This is a genomic window from Streptomyces sp. MAI_2237 (genome assembly GCF_054189285.1).
The window spans coordinates 668,162-685,436 of sequence record NZ_JAJPGQ010000005.1 but is presented as its reverse complement, the minus strand read 5'-3'; the positions used below and the strand labels follow the sequence as shown (position 1 = coordinate 685,436).

Genomic DNA, 17,275 nt, shown 5'->3' with positions numbered 1-17,275 from the left:
GGTACCCGGCGCGCCGACGGACCGCCCTGTCCCCGTGTCCGTCCTACCGCTCGCGTCGGACCAGGAAGCCCACCAGGGAGCGCAGTTCCTCCCGGGTGCCGTCCTCCAGCGGTGTGTCGGTGAGGGTGGTCTCGGCGGCGGCGATGTGGCGGTGTGCCTCGGCCAGGGCCGCCGCCTTCCCGCCGGCCGCCTCGATCAGGGCGGCGGCCTCCTCGGGCTCGCCGCCGGTGTCGAGCAGCGCGGCGAGCCGGCCGGCCTCGGGGGCCGTCGAGGCGAGCGCGGCCAGCACCGGGAACGTCTTGCGCCGTTCCCGCAGGTCGGCGTGGACGGGCTTGCCGGTGACGGCGCTGTCGCCCCAGATGCCGAGTACGTCGTCGGCGATCTGGAAGGCGATGCCGAGCTGCCGGCCCGCCCGGTCGAGAGCGGCGACCGCGGCCGGCGCGGCACCGCCGAGCAGCGCGCCCAGGGCGAGCGAGCAGCCCAGCAGGGAGCCGGTCTTCCTCTCGGCCATCGACCGGTACTCCTCCGGCCGGACACGCCCGGGCCCCGTCCACGGCCGTCCGGGGAACAGCAGGTCGTCCGCCTGCCCGTGCACCAGGTCGCCCAGGGCCACGGACAGCATCCGTACCGCCCGCCCGCCGCCGGGCACCGCGGCGAGCGTCTCGACGGCCAGGGCGAACAGGCCGTCGCCCGCGAGGACGGCCGGTCCGGTGCCGTACGCGCGCCACACGGCGGGGCGGCCGCGCCGGGCCGCGTCGCCGTCCATGATGTCGTCGTGCAGCAGTGAGAAGGCGTGCACCAGTTCCACCGCGACCGCCGCCGGCACTCCGGCCCGTCCGGACGCGCCCGACGCCTCGGCGCCGAGCACGGCCAGTGCCTGCCGCACCCCCTTGCCGCCGGAGCCGGCGGCTTGCGTGCCGCCCACCTCGCACCAGCCGAAGGAGTACGCGGCCATCTCTCCGACCCATGGATGCAGCCGCCCGACCGCGTCCGCGAGGGCGGGCCGCACCAGCTCCCGGCAGCGTGCGAGGGTCAGGGCCGTGTCGAGCGGCGCGGGCAGCGCCGAGACGGGCGCGGTCACCGTGCCGCCTCCGCCCGGACGCCGGCCGGGGTGGAGCACGGGTCGGCGCGCCGCGCGTCGGAGCCCAGGAGCTCCTGCTGCGCCCGCGCCACCATCCGCCGGGCGTGCCTGAGACCTATGCGGTCCAACTCGTCGGCGAGTGAGTCGAGTTCGGCGGCGGTCTCGGAGCGGTCGCGGCCCAGCCGGGCCAGTGACTTGGTCAGCCCGAGCCGTGCCAGTGCCTGCCCGCGCGGCTCGCTCATCGCCCGGAACTCCGCCAGCGCCTGCTCGTAGAGGTCCCGGGCCTCGGCGTAACGCCCGGCGCGGTACAGGACGTTGCCGCGCATCTTGTGGTTGTAGGCCAGCGCGCTGGACAGGTTCATGGTGCGGCAGGTGCGCTCCGCCTCCGAGAGCAGTTCGAGCGCCCGCTCGACGTCGCCGTCCCGGACCGAGACGATGTCGGCCAGGCCGCGCAGCGCCCAGGCGTGCCCGCGCCGGTCGTCGGCCTGCGCGGCGATGTCGGCCGCCTCCTCGAACAGGGCGAGGGCGGTGTCGTAGTCCCCCCGGTTGCGGTGGATCTGTGCGATGCCCTCCAGCGCCCACACCGTGTGCCGTGCCTCGCCGCGCCGCCGGGCCTCGGCCAGCAACTGTTCGTGCAGCCGGGCGACCTCCTCGTAGTCGCCCTGGATGCGTCCGGTCTCGGCGAGTCCCGCGAGGGAGTAGCCGCGTACGACCACGTCGCCGCCGCGCTCGCCGAGTTCGGCCGCCAGCGCCAGCAGCCGCCGGGCCAGCGGGAACGCGCCCCGCTGCCGGGCCAGGGTGCCGCCGCTCCACAGGGCCCAGGCCATCGCCGCGGTGTCACCGGCCTGCCGGGCGGCGCGGTAGCTCGCCTTCCAGGCGCGGTCCGCGTCCCCGATCCGGCCCAGCCGGCGCTGCGCCTCGGCGACCGCGAGACCGGAGCGCGCCGCCTCCCCGTGCCGCCCCTCCCGCTCGGCCTCCTTCAACTGCCGTGTTCCGGCGTCCAGTACGTCGGTCAGTGAGGCGTTGACGGACAGCGTGGTGAGGGCGCCCTGGTACTCCGGAGCGAATGCCTTGCCGTACATGCATCCCTTTCGGTCGCTATACACGCCATGTCTACCCACCATCTCTACACCCTGTGTATACATGGCATGTATAGAGCGTCGAAGAAGTGCCCTGGCCCAAGGGACCAGGGCATCACCTGATGTCGGTCAAGACGTCGCGCGCGTCGGCGAGGTTGCCTGTGAGGCGTAGATCACCCGACGGGGCGTCAGTGCTGCTGGGCCTTCTGCGGGGTCGCCTCGCTGGGCCGCACGACCACGTACCCCTCGCCTTGCAGCATCAGCTGCACCGCCTCGCCCGAGCCGCCGCGCAGCATCGAGCCTATGGACTGCGAGCGGTGCAGCGAGGTCTGCAGACCGGCCGTCCAGCCCACGACCGCGTCGGTGTCGACGAACACCGGGTACTGCTGCGAGACCGGGATGACCAGCGGGTTCCCCTCACAGATCAGGCCGAGCCTGCCCTGCCCGGTGAAGACGCTGTTGAACAGTCCGCCGCCGGCGATGCCCGCGCCCTTCACGGTGGAGATCCGGTACGACAGCGAGGCGTCGAAGCACAGGACGTTGCGGCCGTTGACCGTGAACTCGTCACCGGGGTCGACGTCCACGATGAAGCAGTTCTGCGCCTCGTGCGCGAACCAGGCCTCGCCCTGCCCGCGCACCGCCATGAGGGGCAGCCCCTCACCGGTCATCGCCCGCTTGAGCATGCCGCCGACGCCCTGGCCCTTGCGTTCGAACTGCAGGTTGCCGCGATAGGCGATCATCGCGCCCTGGCGGGCGAGCATCTCGCCGTTGACCGCGTACTTGATGCACTTGGCGTTCTCGACGGTCATGCCGGGCGCGGTGGCCGGCTGCACCATGTGCTCGCTGGAAAAGAGGGAACCCTTCATGCGGGCATCCTGTCCCGGAGGGGTTCGTTCCGCCAAGATCGCGGAACGGAGTGCGTGCTTCAGGCGCGGAAACCGATGTGGACGTGGTCGTGGTGGGTGGCGTCGCTGAAGAACTGGCTCGCGGTGGCGCCGCCGGACGGCCGGAGCGGGCCTCCGACGTTGTAGGAGCCGGCGGCCGCCGCGTCCCGCATGAAGCGTTCGATCAGCGTGCGGGAGGTGCCCGGGTCGACCACCGGATGGCCGTCGATCCGCCACACGTCGAACGCCCGACCGCGCGGATGATCGCTGGGGCGGCGGGTGCCGAAGACATCGAGGGGATGGCCGGAGCGCACCACGCTGACGGACATCCGGTAGGTGCCCGCCAGTCGCAGCATCGCGGCGAGGACGCTGTCATGGACCCGTCCGGCGAGCAGGTCCGCCCGAGCGGCGGGCGGCAGTTCGATGTGCGGGTCGGACATGATCTCGCGGACCCGGGACGGCGGTCGCCGCTCGGCCGCTCCCGGGTGGGCCGGGTGCAGGGCGGTGACCGTCCAGCCGGAGGCCGTGCGGACCAGCCGTACGTCCACGGTCGTCCCGCCGGCGCTCACCCGGTCCGGGGTGCGGGTCCACTGGCGGCACACCACCAGGACGCTCGCGGAGTCGGCGAGGATGCCGCCGTACTGGGCGTCGATCACCTGCACGGCGGCCGCGTCCGCCGTCGGCAGCAGGGGGCCCGCCTGGTCCGCCAGAGCGGGGCCGAGGTGCAGGGCGCTCACCCGTGACCTGGCCGCGGCGGTGCCGGATTCCCCCGGCCGCCACGCGCCGAGCGCCTCGACGAGCTGGACGGCGCGCAGCTTCGCGGCTGGGGTGACCTCGGCCGCACTCGGGCGCCACGGTGTCGTGCGCGGCAGTCCGCGGCCGCGCGACGGACGCGGCGACGGCGAGGCGGGCCCCGTCCGGGTGGTCCCCGGCGGGCGCGCGGCGGCCCGGGGCGAACGCTCGGTGCAGCCTGCCGCCCCGCACACGCAGCCGGCCGCGCCCAGCAGCGCGGCGCGACGGGAGATGCGCGTCATGGGTACCAGTGTCCGCCCACGGCCGACCACCCGCCGCCCCCGGCCCATCACCCGCTGCCCCCGGTCCGGCGGCGGCCGCACCGGACCGGGGACGGTCCGGGATCAGTCCCGCGCGACCTCGGGAGCCATGTCCCCTTGGCGCTCCACGGCCGCGGAGCCGCGCCGGACCTTCGCCGGCTTGCCGCAGAACGCCGACTCCAGCGTGCCCAGCATGGTGTTGAGGACGGCGCCGTTGTTGGAGATGTTGGCGAGCGCGGTGAGGCTGCGGCGGCCGTCCTTCGTCGCGAAGGCGTAGGTGTAGTAGCCCTGGACGGCGCCCGTGTGGCCGTACACCGAGACCCCGCACGACAGGTCGCGGCGCCGCAGACCGAGTCCGTAGGCCTGGGTGCTGTTCACCGGGATCATGCGCTCCATCTGCCCGAGCCGCGAGGCCGACATCAGCCGCCCGCCCAGCAGGGCCGACAGGAACGTGTCCAGGTCCCGTGTGCTGGAGATGAGCGCGCCTGCGCTCTGCGCCCAGGACACCGTCTGCCGCGTCGCGTCCACCAGCGGGGCGCCCGCCGAGTCCGGGGTGAGGTAGCCGCGGGCGTAACGGCCGGGGATGGTCGTGCCCGGGTGCACGTAGAACGTGTCCCGCAGCTTCAGCGGCTCGATGATGCGGTGCGCGTACTCGGTGCCGACGGAGTGGCCGCTGAGCTTCTCGATGAGCATCCCGGCGACCACGAAGTTGGTGTTGGAGTACGCGTACGCGGCGCCGGGGGCGTTGGTGCGGGCGTGCCGCAGTGAGCGGTTCACCAGCTCGCGGTAGGTGAAGACCTTGGAGCGGACCGACTCGAAGCCGGAGACCGACTTCGCGAACATGTCGTTCGTGTAGTCGTACAGGCCGCTGCGGTGGCCCAGTACCTGACGCACCGTGATCCGGCTGTCGGGCAGCAGGCCGGGCAGGTAGCGGTCGACGGACGCGTCCAGGTTCAGCTTCCCCTCGTCGGCCAGTTGCATCAGCACCACCGCCGAGAAGACCTTGGTGACGCTGCCGATGCGGAACCGGTCGGCGTTGGAGATGGCCCGTCCGGTGCCGCGGTCCGCGACGCCGAAGGCCCTCGTGCGGACCGTGCCGTCGTCGTCGACGCGGGCGATCGCCCCGGGCGCGCCCTGGCGCAGCGCGGTGCGCAGCACGCTGTCGACACCCGCGAGATCCGGCGCGGGGAGCCGGCCCGCCGGTGCGGCGTGCGCGGTTCCGGCGAGGAGGCAGAGCGCGGCCGCGCCCAGGGCCGTTCCCCTTGTTGCGAGATGAGTCACATTCACTGGAGGCAACCTGCTTCCGTCTCGTCACATCTCCACAGATGACACACAGTTGGTGACCCTCCGATCACCGAGCGGCGTGGATTTGCAAAGTATTGCCCTCTATCGCATGGAAAGCGATCATTTGGGCTTTACATGTGCATGACTCATCCGAAAGGGTTCCGTTCCAGGGCCCGACCAGCCCCATGGCGCCCAACGGCGCCATCCCTCAGGGCGGTTGGTGATCCCGGCCGCTCTGCGAGGAAGGAAACCCTCACCAGTGCGCAGACCGCACATACGCAGCGTGGCGGTCGCCGTCGCCGTGACGACGGCCGCCACCGGCCTTGCGGGCACCGCTTTCGCGGGCCCGGACACGGGGACCCACGCGACCGCCGCCGACGCCTCGGCCTCCGCCGTCGTGTCGGCCGCCGAGTCCGCCGCCTTCGCCCACGCCTCGGCCACGGGCGTCTCCCACGGGGACGACCTCCAGGCTCAGGACGTCATGATCGACCCCGAGGGGGCGCGGCACGTCCGGTTCACCCGGACGCACCAGGGCCTGCCGGTCCTCGGTGGCGACCTCGTCGTCCACCTCACCCGGCAGCTCTCGTACGCGGGCGTGACCCGGGCCGCCGACCACGCCGTCAAGGCCGCCCCGGCCTCCGGCGCGAAGCTCTCCGCCGCCGAGGCGGAGCAGAAGGCGGCATCGGTCGCCAAGGGTGACGCCGGCCCGGCCGAACTCGTCGTCGACGCCCGCGACGGAGCCTCCGCGCTCGCCTACCGGGTGTCCGTGAGCGACAGCACCAGCACGCAGGGCGCCGGCTCCCGCACGGTCGTCGTCGACGCCGTCAGCGGCAAGGTGCGCAGCAACCTGCCCGACAACGACGAGTTCCTCTCGCCGAAGCTGCTCGACACCCTGCGCGAGCGCGGCGAGACCTCGGCGCCCGTCACCGGCGCCGGCGCGCAGAGCGCCGGGCTCCTGGCGGGATCGGCGGCCGCCGCCACCCGCTACCCGGTGACGGCCAACGGCACGGGCAAGTCCCTCTTCGTCGGCAAGGTCCCGCTGAAGACGACCCAGACGGCCCGCACCACCTTCCAGCTGAAGGACCCCACCCGCTACGGCAGCGAGACCCGGGACGCCAAGGGCAGCTACACGGAGAGCTTCGGCCGCGGCACGAAGATCACCACCAAGAACGACGTCTTCGGCAACGGCGCCACGACCAGCCGCAACAGCGCGGCGGCCGACGCCCAGTACGGCATCACCAAGACCCTGGACTTCTACAAGAAGACCTTCGGGCGCAAGGGCATCGCCAACAACAGCAAGCCCGCCAAGGCGATGGTGCACTGGGGCAAGAAGATCGCCAACGCCTTCTGGGACTCCGACTGCGGCTGCATGCTGTACGGCGACGGCGACGGCGACATGTTCAAGAAGCCGCTGGTCGCCCTGGACGTCACCGGCCACGAGCTGACCCACGGCGTGGTGGACGCCACCGCCAAGCTGGAGCCGACGCGGGTGGACGACCAGGGCAACCAGTACGGCGAGCCCGGCTCGCTGAACGAGTCCCTGGCCGACATCTTCGCCTCCAACGTCGAGTTCGCCACCAACAACGCGACGGACAAGCCGGACTACCTCATCGGCGAGAAGATGGGCCTGGCGCAGAAGTTCCTGCGCCGCCTCGACCACCCGTCGCTGGACAAGCTCGAGGGCACCATCGACTACTGGGCGCCCGAGGTGTACGACGCCGAGGTGCACGCCGGTTCCGGCGTCTCCTCGCACGCGTACTACCTGCTCGCCGAGGGCAGCGGCCAGAAGACGATCGGCGGCGTCAAGTACGACTCGCCGACCTTCGACGGCTCCACGGTCAAGGGCATCGGCCGCACCAAGGCCACGGCGATCTACTACCGCGCCCTGACCCGCTACATGGTCTCCACGACCGACTTCCACGACGCGCGCGTCGCGACGCTGAAGGCGGCACAGGACCTGTACGGCGCGAACAGCGTCGAGTACCGGACGGTGGACCAGTCCTGGGCCGCCGTCAACGTCACCGAGGCCAACACCCCGGCCGACCGGCACTGACGCCGCACCACCCGCGTCCCGCTCACTGCCCCTCCACCTCGTCGGACACGCCGAACTCGGCGCCGCGGGAGGGGCAGTGGGCCCTTCCGGTCCTCCCCGGACCGGCGTCTCCTCTCGTGCCGCCCGGCGCTGACAGCCCTCTCACAGGCCAATCCCGCTTCTTTTATTGACGAGGGAAAAGAAGGGGCATAGGTTCCCGGCCATGCGCCCGACCCCTCGCGTCGAGACGTTCCCGGCGAACACGCCGGCCGCCTCGCAGATCTTCACCACGGTCCTGTCCCAAGGGCCCCTCACCAGGCTGGAGGTGGCCCGGCGCACGGCGCTGTCGCCGGCCGCCGTCACCAAGGCGGTCAAGCCCCTCATCGAGGCCGGGTACCTGGTGGAGGACGCCGCCGACGAGGCGCGCCCGGCGCTCGGCCGGCCGGCCAACCCGGTGCGCGTCGATGGCGGACGTGCCCTGTTCCTCGGGGTCAAGGTGACCGGCGACGAGATCATCGGGGTCCTCACCGACCTGTGCTGCCGCACCCGCGGCGCCCGCCGCGTGCCGCTCGCCGACCGCGCCCCCCAGCCGGTCCTCGCGGCGATCTCGGATGTCGTGGCCGAACTCCTTTGCCAAGCGAACGAGTTGGGCGTCGGCGTCCACGGCCTCGGCGTCGCCGTCTCCGGGGACGTCGACCGCGCCGAGGGCGTCGTGCGCTATTCGCCCTTCCTGAACTGGCGTGACGTGCCCCTCGCCGAACTCGCCTCCCTGACCGTCGGGTTGCCGGTCACCGTCGACAACGACGTACGCGCCCTCACCGTCGCCGAGCAGTGGTTCGGTGCCGGTGTGGGCCTGTCCGACTTCGCCGTGGTGACCGTCGGCGCCGGAATCGGCTGCGGTCTCGTCGTGCACGGCCGGGTCGTCGCCGGCGCCCACGGCGTGGCCGGCGAGATCGGACATGTCACCGTCGACCCGGCGGGCCCGCCCTGCCACTGCGGCAACCGCGGCTGCGTGGAGGCGATCGCGGGGGAGGAGGCGATCGTCCGGCAGGTCCGCGAGGCCACGGGCCTCCAGATCCGCGACGCCGCCGAGGCCGTCTCCCTCGCCCACCGGGGAGTTCCCGGTGTGCGCGAGGTGTACGCCCGGGCCGGCGAGGCCATCGGCCGCGGCATCGCCACCGTCGCCAACCTCCTCGGTCCCGAACGCGTGATCATCTCCGGCGAGGGCCTGGCCGCCTACGACCTCTTCGCCGAGCAGATCCGCGTCACCCTGGCCGCCGCCGCCTTCGGCTCCGCCGCCCAGTGCGACGTACAGACCCGCCCGCTGCCCTTCGAGGAGTGGGCCCGCGGGGCCGCCGCCACCGCGATCCAGTCCTTCATCACCCCCGACGACCCGCACCCGAGCCGCTGAACCAACTCTCCCTGGAGGCACGACCCATGCGGTCATCCTCGTACTCCGTCCTGCCCGCACGCGCCCTGAGAACCGCGGTGGTCCTGGCCCTCGCCGCGGGCGCCGTCACCGTCGCCCCCGCGGCCCGTGCCGCGACCGCCGACCCGGCACCGATCGCCGCCAAGCCCTACATGGGCTGGTCGAGCTGGAGCATGCAGTCGTCCAAATACCCCGGCCTCAACCCGGACGGCGACTACAGCTACCTCACCGAGGCCAACGTCACCGAGCAGACCGACGCCCTGGCCGCCAAGCTGAAGAAGTTCGGCTACGAGTACGTCAACATCGACGCCGGCTGGTGGCGCGACACCACCTGGAAACCCGAGTACGACCGGTACGGCCGTCAGCAGGCCGACCCCAAGAGGTTCCCCAGCGGCATGAAGGCCGTCGCCGACCGCATCCACGCCAAGGGCCTCAAGGCCGGCATCTACCTCCCCGCCGGCCTGGAGAAGGAGGCGTACGACGACGGCAGGACACCGATCCGGAACGCCGACGGCTGCACCACCGCCGACATCGTCTACGGCGACCTGCGCACCACCAACGGTTGGGACAGCTCCTACAAACTCGACTTCTCCCGCCCCTGCACCCAGAAGTACATAGACTCCCAGGCCCAGTTGATCGCCGGCTGGGGCTATGACTTCCTCAAGCTCGACGGAGTCGGCCCAGGCTCCGGAAAGAGCGGCGACCAGTACGACAACGTTGCCGACGTGGCCGCCTGGCACCAGGCCATCGCCGCCACCGGCCGCCCGATCCACCTCGAGGTCTCCTGGTCGCTGGACATCGGCCACGCCGCCGACTGGAAGAAGTACTCCAACGGCTGGCGCATCGACACCGACGTCGAGTGCTACTGCAACACCCTTGTCAGCTGGGAGAACTCCGTCGACGACCGCTGGGACGACGCCCCCGGCTGGACCCGCCACGCAGGCCCCGGCGGCTGGAACGACCTCGACTCCCTCGACGTCGGCAACGGCGCGATGGACGGCCTGACCAAGGCCGAGCGCCAGAGCTACGCCACCCTCTGGGCCATCGCCAAGTCACCCCTGTACACCGGCGACGACCTCACCCGACTCGACTCCTACGGCCTCTCGCTGCTCACCAACAAGGAGGTGATCGCCCTCAACCAGGGCGCCACCCCGCCCGCACGCCCGATCACCCCCTCCGACCCGCAGCAGGTGTGGGCCGCGAAGAACCCCGACGGCAGCTACACCGTCGCCCTGTTCAACCTCGCCGACAGCCCCGCCGCGGTCTCCGCCTCCTGGGCCTCCCTCGGCTTCACCGGCAAGGCCGCCGTACGCGACCTGTGGAACCACGAGAACCTCGGCAGCTTCAAGGACAAGGTCACCGAGGCCCTGCCCGCCCATGGTTCCCGCCTGTTCACCGTCACCCCGCACGGCATCGCACTCGCCTTCACCGGCTACGAGGCCGAGGCGAGCGGCAACACGCTCGGCGGCAACGCCTCCGTCGCCGACTGCTCCGCCTGCTCCGGCGGCAAGAAGGTCGGCAACCTCTACCTGGGCGGCAAGCTCACGGTCAACGACGTCGTCGTCCCCAAGGCGGGCACCTACCAGGTGAAGATCGCCTACGTCAGCGGTGACGCCCGCTCGGCGGCCGTCTCCGCCAACGGCGGCGGCGCGACCCACCACACGTTCCCCTCGACCGGCGACTGGTCCACGGTCGAAACGGTGAGCGTGGCCCTGACCCTCAAGGCCGGCTCCAACACGATCACCTTCGACAGCGGCAACGGCTACGCGCCCGACATCGACCGGATCGACGTACCCAAGTCGTCCTGACCGAGCCACCAGGAGCCGTCATGAACACCCCGCTGCCCAGACGCGACGTGCTCGCCCTCGCCACCGCGACCGGCGCCGCCCTCGCCACCCTGCCCGCCTTCATCGCGTCCGCCGCGCCCCAGCGGCCCACCACCGCCGAGATCGTCCAGGGCGCGGACCCCCGCCACGAGCTGTGGTGGCAGGCGCCCGCCGACGACGACTCCATGATCGAACAGGGCCTCCCGGTCGGCAACGGCCGCCTCGGCGCCCTCGCGAGCAACGACCCCGGCCACGAACTCCTCCTGCTCACCGACGCCACCCTGTGGACCGGGGGCCTCAACGACACCCTCGACGCCGACGGCCAGTTCCCCTACGGCCGCGACGACTTCGGCTCCCTCACCCTGCTCGCCCGGCTCACCGTCGACCTCCCCGACCACGACCTCGGCGCCGTCTCCGACTACCGCCGCACCCTCGACCTGGAGCGGGGCGTGGTGACCACGTGGTACATCCGCTCCGGCGTCACCTACCGACGGCAGATCTTCGCCAGCCGCCCCGACGACGTCATCGTCCTGCACTTCGCCCAGAGCGGGGGAGGGCGCTACACCGGCACCGTCACGCTGGCCGGAACCCACGGCGAGGACGCGGCGCTCTCCTTCGGCTCGGCGTTTCCCAACGGCCTGAAGTACGGGGCCGCCGTCACCGCCCACACCACCGCCGGGCGCGTCGCCGTGAACGGCGCACACATCTCCTTCTCCGGCTGCAAGGACCTCACCGTCGTGGTCAGCGGCGGCACCAACTACGCGCCGGACGCAGCCAGGAACTACCGCGACCCCTCGCTCGATCCCCGAAAGCTCGCCCGCGCCAAGGTGCGTGACGCCGTCGCCCACTCGGCCGACACCCTGCTGCGCACCCATGTCGCCGACTACCGCGCGGCGTCCGGCGCGTTCGGCCTCTCCCTGGGCGCCTCGACTCCCGAGCAGCGCTCCCTGGACACCTGGGAGCGGATCCGGGCGCGCGCCCGCGACGGCGAGCCCGACCCCGAACTCGAAGCCGCGTACGTGCACTTCGGCCGCTACCTGATGGTCTCCGGGTCGCGCGGCAGCCTGCCGATGGGCCTGCAAGGCCTGTGGCTCGACGGCAACGACCCGGCGTGGATGGGGGACTACCACACCGACATCAACATCCAGATGAACTACTGGATGGCCGACCGCGTCGGCCTGTCCGGCTGCTTCGAGGCGTTCACCGACTACTGCGTCGCCCAGCTGCCCTCCTGGACCGACCTGACCCGCCGCCTGTTCAACGATCCGCGCAACCGCTACCGCAACTCCACCGGCAAGAACGCCGGCTGGACCGTCGCCATCTCCACCAACCCCTACGGCGGAGGCGGCTGGTGGTGGCACCCGGGGGGCAACGCCTGGCTGTGCAACACCCTCTGGGAGCACTACGAGTACACCCTCTCCCGCTCCCACCTGGAGAAGATCTACCCGCTCCTCAAGGGTGCCTGCGAGTTCTGGCAGGCGCGGCTGCTGACCACGACCCTGCCGGGCACCACCCGCGAGGTGCTGATCGCCGACAGCGACTGGTCGCCCGAACAGGGCCCGCTGGACGCCAAGGGGATCACCTACGCCCAGGAGCTCGTGCACGCCCTGTTCGGCAACTATCTCGTGGCCGCGGCCGCGTTGAAGCGCGACGGCGGTTTCGCGCAGACAGTCGCCGGTCTGCGCAAGCGCCTCTACCTTCCCCAGGTCAGCCCCAAGACCGGCTGGCTGGAGGAGTGGATGTCCCCCGACAACCTCGGCGAGACCACGCACCGTCATCTCTCCCCGCTCGTCGGCCTGTTCCCCGGCGACCGCATCCGCCCCGACGGCTCCACCCCGGCCGACATCGTGGACGGTGCCACCGCCCTGCTCACCGCGCGCGGCATGAACAGCTTCGGCTGGGCCAACGCCTGGCGCAGCCTGTGCTGGGCCCGCCTGAAGAACGCCGACCACGCCTACCAGCTGATCGTCAACAACCTCCGCCCGTCGACCGGCGGCGGCAACGGCACCGCCTTCAACCTCTTCGACATCTACGAACTCGGCCCGGGCAACGGCATCTTCCAGATCGACGCCAACTTCGGCACCCCGGCGGCCGTGACCGAGATGCTCCTGTACTCCCGCCCGGGCCACCTGGAGCTCCTCCCGGCGCTGCCCGACGCCTGGGCCGCCTCCGGCTCCCTCACCGGGGCTCCGGCGCGCGGCGGATTCGTAGTCGACCTACGCTGGACGGACGGCAGGCCGACCGAGGTGCGTATCCGCAGCGTGGGCGGCCGCAGTACGACGGTGGCCTACCGCGGCGCATCCCGGACCGTGATCGTGGAACCCGGCGCTTCCATGATCCTCGAGGGGAAGGACTTTGTGCGGTGAGGGGCCGATTCGCGCGAGCCGCCCGGCTGGCCGCCCTGCTGGTGCTGGCCGGCACGGTCCAGGCGGCACCGGGGCACGCCTCAGAGGTGGCGCACCCGTTCACCGTCCTGGGCACCCCTGACCGGCGGGACGTGGTCACCTGGGGCGCGAGCGCCGACCGGATGGGCGACGCCGTCGCCGACCGCAGCTACCGGCTGGTCGTCCGCACCAGCGTCGGCGGCGGCGATCTGCGCATCCGGCTCTCCAACGCCTTCGGGGACCGGCCCGTGACCTTCGACAGCGTCTACGCCGGTCTGCACGGGGACGGCGCGGAAGTCGTCCACGGCAGCAACCACCCGCTGACCTTCGCCGGCGCGCGCTCCGTGGTCGTTCCCGCCGGCGGCGTCGCCCTCAGCGACCCGCTGCCGGGCCGGGTCCCGGCCGGGGCCGACCTGGCGATCAGCGTCCACACGCCGGACGCGGCGGGCCCGGCGACCGGCCACTGGATGGCCATGCAGACCTCCTACGCCACCCAGGGCGACCACACCGCGGAGGAGGGCGCCCGGTCCTGGACGGAGACGACCGGGTCCTGGGCCTACCTCGACGCCGTCTCCGTACGCCCGCCCACCGGCGCCGCGGCGGTCGTCGCCCTCGGCGACTCCATCACCGACGGCTGGCAGTCCACCACCGACCTCGACCGCCGGTGGCCCGACTACCTCGCCCGCCGCCTGCGCACCGCCCACACCCAGGTCAAGGGCGTCGCGAACGAGGGGATCTCCGGCAACAAGGTCCTCGCCGACGGCGCCGGCCAGAGCGCCCTGAACCGGCTGCGGCGCGACGTCCTGTCCCAGCCGGGCGTGCGCACCGTCTTCCTCTTCGAGGGCGTCAACGACATCAAGGCGCACACCGGGGTCACCGCCCAGGACCTGATCGCCGGCTACCGCGAGATCGCCCGGCGGGTCCACGCGGCGGGCAAGTGCGTCGTCGCCGCGACCGTCGCTCCCTTCAAGGGCTGGTCCGAGTGGGACCCGGCGGCGGAGGCGGTACGCCAGGAGGTCAACACCTACCTGCGTGGCAGCGGGGACTTCGACGCGGTCACCGACTTCGACCACATCCTGCGCAGCCCCTACGACCACGAGCGGATGCTGCCCTTCTTCGACGGCGGCGACCACATCCACCCCAACGACAAGGGCATGCAGGCGATGGCCGACGCCGTCGACCTCTCGCGCCTCGACTGCACCGGACAGAGGTGAGGACGCCGGCTCAGCCTGATGCCTGGTGCTCGGGCGTGACGAGCCCCTGCCGGTAGGCGATCGCCACCGCCTCCGTACGGCTCGCCGCGCCCAGCTTGGCCAGGATGTTGGAGACGTGCACGCTCGCCGTCTTGCCGGTGATGAACAGCTCCTCGCCGATCTGCCGGTTGCTGCGGCCCCGGGCCAGCAGCCGCAGCACGTCCTGCTCGCGGGCCGTGAGCGGCGAACTGCGCTCCCCGTCCGCCGGGCCGGCGGCGAGCCGGCCGCGGCGTATCAGCCCGTCCAGACGCTCCAGCAGGGGCGCCGCCCCGAGCCGCTCCGCCACCGCGCGCGCCGCGGTCGCCTCGGCGGCCGCCTGCTGCCGCTGGTCGGCCGCCAACAGGGCCTCCGCGTAGCGCACTTGGCAGCGCAGCCGTTCGTACACGTCCCCGTAGTCGAACGCGGCCACCGCCTTCTCCCACGCCGCCGCGTCGAGCCCGGACACCGCCCGCGTCCACTCCGCCTCGGCGCGGGCCAGCCACGCCCGGCCCTCGGGGCCCTGCGGCGGGGCGTCCGCGTCGCGCCGGGCCACCTCGCGGGCCAGCGTGAGCATCTCGTCGGCGCTCTCCCGCCATGGGGCGGGCTCGCCGCCCGCCGACCGCAGCTCCACCGCGGCGTCGGCCACCGCCGACAGCGCCAGCGCCGCCAGCCGGACGGTCACGTCGGGGCGGGTGCCCGTCTCGTCGGTCAGCGCCCCGACCGTGGCCCGCACCCGCTCCACCGCCTCCCGCGGATCGCCTCGCAGCACCGCCGCCTCGGTCAGCACGATGCCGGCGACCAGCGTGGCCATCCAGTCGAAGGGCCCCTCCAGCAGGGACCGGGCCCGCTCGGCGGCCTCCAGATCACCGCGCGCCAGCGCCACGTACAGGGCCGGGGCCATCGCGTAACCGCCCGCTGCGGGGAGCACCGCCGCGTCGGCGGCCGCGGCCCGCAGGCACTCGTCCCAGTGGCCCAGCGTGTACAGCACCACCAGATGCAGGTACCGCATCTCCAGCGGGTACGGCGAGGACAGCAGTCCGGCCCGGCGGGCGCGCTCCAGGCCCTCGGTGACCCAGCGCAGGCACTCCTCCAGGTCGCCCGCCTCGAAGCTGCCGATGGCGAGGTTGAACAGGGCCCGCATCTCCACGGGCGCGTTGCCCGCGACGCGGGCCAGTTCCCGGGCCTCCGCCAGCTGCGCGCGCCCCGCCGCCCCGCCGCGGCCGCCGGGGCCCAGGACGGCCAGGGAGACGAGGAGGTCGGCCTGCGCGTCCTTGACCCGCAACTGCTCGGCGACGCCCAGCGCATGCCGCGCCACCCGGAGCGCGGCCTCGTTCTCGCCGATGTGGCGGGCGGCGATGACGTGCGTGGCGGCGGCCCACACCCAGGTGCGGCTCGGCGGTTCGGCGGGGATCAACGACAGCGCTTCGCTGCTGTAGGCGAAGGCGGCCGTGAGACTGTCGACGCTCATGAGGTTGCCGGCCAGGGTGTAGCGGACCCGGGCGGCGAGTTCGGCGTCCGCGTCAGCGCCGATCCCCGCGAGGGCGGCCCGGGTGAGGGAGACGGCCCGGTGCGTCTCACCGGCGTGCGCGGCCGCCGCCGAGGCCCGCAGGGTGAGCGTCACCCGGTCGACGCCCTCGCCGGAGGGGCGGGCCGCCGGGTCCACCGACGCCCACAGGTCGAGCGCGGTCTCGAGGTGCCGTAGCTCCTCGGCGGGGGCGCCCACCCGCTGGGCGTGGTCGGCGGCCTCCAGCGAGGCGGCGAGCGCCTCGGCCAGGTCGTGGCTCTCGCGGTAGTGGTGGGCTCGCTCGGCCGCGGTCTCGCCCGAGCGGCCGCGGCCCGCGAGCAGCCGGGCGAAGGCGCCGTGCAGCCGGGCCCGCTCGCCGGGCAGCAGATCCGCGTAGACGGCCTCGCGTGCCAGTGCGTGCCGGAAGGCGTAGGTGTCCCGGTCGCCGGGGACGAGGAGCTGGTGCCCGGCGGCCTCGCGCAGTGCCGACTCCAGCTCGTCCTCGGGCAGCCCGGCGGCGTCCCGCAGCAGGTCGTGTTCGACGCGGCGGCCGGCGACGGCGGCCGTGCGCAGCACCTGCTGGGCGGTGTCGGACAGTTGCTCGACGCGGATGAGCAGCACGTCGGCCAGGCCGCTCGGCACTCCGCCGGCCTCCGAGCCGGTGGCGGCGACCAGTTCCTCGGCGTAGAAGGCGTTGCCCTCGGCGCGCTCGACGATGCGGCGGACCGTGGCCTCCGGCAGCGGCCGGGGCCGCAGCGCCCGCACCAGGCGGGTGACCTCGGCGTCCGCCAGGGGCCGCACTTCGAGCCGCTCCACGGCCGGGAGCCGTACCAGTTCGGCCAGGAGGGGCCGCAGCGGATGACGGCGGTGCAGGTCGTCGGAGCGGTAGGAGGCGAGGACGGCGAGCCGGTGGGCGGGGGCGCCGCCCGCGGGGCGCTGCAGGACACCCCGGCTGAGCAGGAAGCGCAGCAGGTCGCGGGAGGACTGGTCCGCCCAGTGCAGGTCCTCCAGGACCAGCAGCACCGGTGCGCGGTCGGCGAGGTCGGCCAGCAGCTGGGCCATGCCCTCGAACAGCCGCAGCCGGCCGCCCGCGTCGCGCACCGCCTCCGGCCCCGATCCGAGCAGCCGGTCCACCACGGGATGCGCCGCGAGCACCGGCGCGAACCGCTCGTCGGCGGCGAGCATCCCGAGGACCTCGGTGAACGGCAGATAGGGCAGGCCCACGTCACCGAGGTCGACGCAGTGCCCGGTCAGCACGGTCGTGCCGGCGCCCGCGGCCCGCCGGGCGACCTCGTCCAGCAGCCGGGTCTTGCCCACTCCGGCGTCCCCGGCCACGAGCACGGCTCCCGCCTCGCCCCGCCGGGCCCGCGCGAGGACGTCGTCGAGCCGGGCGAGATCCTCGTCGCGCCCGATCAGCGGAGTGGCGAAGCCGGTTTCAGTCACACGCCCATCCTGGCACCCGCCACTGACAGCGGGCGTGCGATATGG

General features: G+C 73.0%; 11 protein-coding genes. 5 read left to right on the top strand and 6 right to left on the bottom strand.

Annotated features, from left to right (window positions below; all coding sequences use genetic code 11):
* Window positions 1-43 precede the first annotated feature (43 nt).
* The 5 genes from LN251_RS31460 to LN251_RS31440 all read right to left on the bottom strand — a co-directional run bounded on the left by LN251_RS31460 (window position 44) and on the right by LN251_RS31440 (window position 5,377).
* On the bottom strand, window positions 44-1,081 hold the full coding sequence (locus LN251_RS31460; protein WP_458247546.1) for a polyprenyl synthetase family protein: 1,038 nt from the start codon (window positions 1,079-1,081) through the stop codon (window positions 44-46).
* The gene (locus LN251_RS31455) at window positions 1,078-2,163 is read right to left on the bottom strand and encodes a tetratricopeptide repeat protein (protein ID WP_458247545.1); all 1,086 of its coding nucleotides are present in this window, start codon (window positions 2,161-2,163) and stop codon (window positions 1,078-1,080) included. The genes LN251_RS31460 and LN251_RS31455 overlap by 4 nt, the downstream gene beginning before the upstream one ends.
* A gap of 185 nt (window positions 2,164-2,348) precedes the next feature.
* Window positions 2,349-3,026: an AIM24 family protein gene (locus LN251_RS31450; protein ID WP_142148862.1), complete on the bottom strand. Its 678-nt coding sequence runs from the start codon at window positions 3,024-3,026 to the stop codon at window positions 2,349-2,351.
* 59 nt (window positions 3,027-3,085) lie between these two features.
* A complete protein-coding gene (locus LN251_RS31445; protein WP_458247544.1) occupies window positions 3,086-4,078 on the bottom strand; it encodes a hypothetical protein in 993 nt (330 codons plus the stop codon).
* A gap of 102 nt (window positions 4,079-4,180) precedes the next feature.
* Entirely contained in the window at window positions 4,181-5,377 is a 1,197-nt protein-coding gene (locus LN251_RS31440; RefSeq protein WP_458247543.1) for a serine hydrolase domain-containing protein, read from the bottom strand.
* A 262-nt stretch (window positions 5,378-5,639) separates the two neighbouring features.
* On the opposite strand from LN251_RS31440, the gene LN251_RS31435 reads away from it, so the two are divergent.
* The 5 genes from LN251_RS31435 to LN251_RS31415 all read left to right on the top strand — a co-directional run bounded on the left by LN251_RS31435 (window position 5,640) and on the right by LN251_RS31415 (window position 14,265).
* On the top strand, window positions 5,640-7,433 hold the full coding sequence (locus tag LN251_RS31435; protein WP_458247542.1) for a M4 family metallopeptidase: 1,794 nt from the start codon (window positions 5,640-5,642) through the stop codon (window positions 7,431-7,433).
* A 202-nt stretch (window positions 7,434-7,635) separates the two neighbouring features.
* Window positions 7,636-8,823: an ROK family protein gene (locus LN251_RS31430; RefSeq protein WP_458247541.1), complete on the top strand. Its 1,188-nt coding sequence runs from the start codon at window positions 7,636-7,638 to the stop codon at window positions 8,821-8,823.
* A 26-nt stretch (window positions 8,824-8,849) separates the two neighbouring features.
* Window positions 8,850-10,649 (top strand): alpha-galactosidase D, encoded by a 1,800-nt coding sequence (locus LN251_RS31425; RefSeq protein WP_458247540.1) that lies wholly within the window; start codon window positions 8,850-8,852, stop codon window positions 10,647-10,649.
* Between the two features lie 20 nt (window positions 10,650-10,669).
* Window positions 10,670-13,033, top strand: coding sequence for a glycosyl hydrolase family 95 catalytic domain-containing protein (locus LN251_RS31420; RefSeq protein ID WP_458247539.1), 2,364 nt, complete (start codon window positions 10,670-10,672; stop codon window positions 13,031-13,033).
* The gene (locus LN251_RS31415) at window positions 13,030-14,265 is read left to right on the top strand and encodes an SGNH/GDSL hydrolase family protein (protein WP_458247538.1); all 1,236 of its coding nucleotides are present in this window, start codon (window positions 13,030-13,032) and stop codon (window positions 14,263-14,265) included. The genes LN251_RS31420 and LN251_RS31415 overlap by 4 nt, the downstream gene beginning before the upstream one ends.
* Before the next feature lie 10 nt (window positions 14,266-14,275).
* Here the strand turns inward: LN251_RS31415 and LN251_RS31410 are convergent, their stop codons facing one another.
* A complete protein-coding gene (locus tag LN251_RS31410; RefSeq protein ID WP_458247537.1) occupies window positions 14,276-17,230 on the bottom strand; it encodes a helix-turn-helix transcriptional regulator in 2,955 nt (984 codons plus the stop codon).
* Window positions 17,231-17,275 lie beyond the last annotated feature (45 nt).

Coding starts and splice junctions, on each gene's coding strand:
- LN251_RS31455 (WP_458247545.1), bottom strand. CDS start 2,163: ATGTACGGCAAGGCATTCGCTCCGGAGTACCAGGGCGCCCTCACCACG.
- LN251_RS31450 (WP_142148862.1), bottom strand. CDS start 3,026: ATGAAGGGTTCCCTCTTTTCCAGCGAGCACATGGTGCAGCCGGCCACC.
- LN251_RS31445 (WP_458247544.1), bottom strand. CDS start 4,078: ATGACGCGCATCTCCCGTCGCGCCGCGCTGCTGGGCGCGGCCGGCTGC.
- LN251_RS31430 (WP_458247541.1), top strand. CDS start 7,636: ATGCGCCCGACCCCTCGCGTCGAGACGTTCCCGGCGAACACGCCGGCC.
- LN251_RS31425 (WP_458247540.1), top strand. CDS start 8,850: ATGCGGTCATCCTCGTACTCCGTCCTGCCCGCACGCGCCCTGAGAACC.
- LN251_RS31420 (WP_458247539.1), top strand. CDS start 10,670: ATGAACACCCCGCTGCCCAGACGCGACGTGCTCGCCCTCGCCACCGCG.